At 53.6% G+C, this 1,238-nt stretch carries 1 protein-coding gene; it reads left to right on the forward strand.

The window, feature by feature from the left end:
* Positions 1 to 70 precede the first annotated feature (70 nt).
* Positions 71 to 1,228, forward strand: a complete 1,158-nt coding sequence (locus FH603_RS28115; protein WP_186742682.1) for an ISAs1 family transposase — start codon at positions 71 to 73, stop codon at positions 1,226 to 1,228.
* Positions 1,229 to 1,238 lie beyond the last annotated feature (10 nt).

Here is a 1,238-nt window from a genome sequence, read left to right on the forward strand (position 1 = left end):
CAGGGCTTTCTCATAAAAGGGTAAAGAGCCGATAAGTAGACATCTTTGAGGTGTTCTAAATCTCGCCAAGATGACCCTTACCGACTCTTTCCAGCCCCAAGATAAGGCCTTTTTTACCCTCCTTCAACAACAAACCGACTTAGACTTACGCGATATCCGGGGGAAAAGACATCCCATGCCGCTGGTACTGATGGGCGTATTGATGGCCATGCTGGCCGGACGCGACGGCTCGCTCTCCTCCATACATAGGTACCTGGTCAATCAGTTTGAGGTGCTGGCGGCTCACTTTCAGCCAGCCGCCAAAAAGCCCATCTCCCGCGCCCAGTTACCCCGGCTCTTGGCCCTGGTCAACCCACAACGCTTTCTGGCCCTGGTGGTCCAGACCTATGGTTTCCCCTTGTCCCAACACCAGCAAAGCTGGCTAGCCGGTGATGGCAAAGAATTACGGGGATCAATTGCCCCGGGCCATACCAGAGGCCTGAGTTGTGTCTCCATTGTGGACCAACAAAGCCAACTGCCCCTGGCTCAAGGCTACTACGATGGTCGGAAGCAAGGCGAACGCACGTCTATCCTCAACCTATTGACAGACAATGGCTTACTCTGCTGCAAGGTCAGCCTTGATGCCTTGCACCTAACCCCCAAACTCCTCACAGCTATTGCCCAACAGCGGGGTTGTTACCTGATTGGCCTCAAGAGCAATCAACATCAGTTGTTGCGTAGTTGTATCCTGCAAACCCTGGTTAAGCCCGCCCAGTTTGTGCAGATCGATCAACCCGAACACAAGCACGGCCGTCATCAGGAGCGGGAATACCGGTATTACTCCCTGGCTGATTTGGCCCTTGACAAGCGGTGGAGTAAAGCTGCTCTAGGGACGCTGATCCAGGTAAAACGAACCCGCTATGATGGGGCGGGTCGGCTGCTGGGTTACACCGAAAGCTACTATGTAAGTAACGCAGGGGTGGCTTGCCAAAGCGAGGCTACTACCTTGTATAAGGCGGTTCGGGGCCACTGGCGAGTGGAGGTGATGCACTACCGGCGGGATGTTATCTTCTGGGAGGATTCGTTTCGTAGCCTGCAGTCAGGTGTGCAGCAGGTGATCGGTACGTTCCGAACGCTAAGCTTGTGCCTACTAGACCGTTTGAGCACCAGCATGACCCATCAAATGGACCGCTTTAGCGACAGAATAACTGAATTATTCGACTTCATGAGAGTGAAAAGGCTTTTATGAGAAAGCCCTG

It is taken from the genome of Spirosoma utsteinense (assembly GCF_014282275.1).
GTDB classification, from domain to species: Bacteria; Bacteroidota; Bacteroidia; order Cytophagales; family Spirosomataceae; genus Spirosoma; species Spirosoma utsteinense.

Bases quoted from the DNA above. Each gene is read 5' to 3' on its own strand.
- FH603_RS28115 (WP_186742682.1), top strand. From the start codon at position 71: ATGACCCTTACCGACTCTTTCCAGCCCCAAGATAAGGCCTTTTTTACC.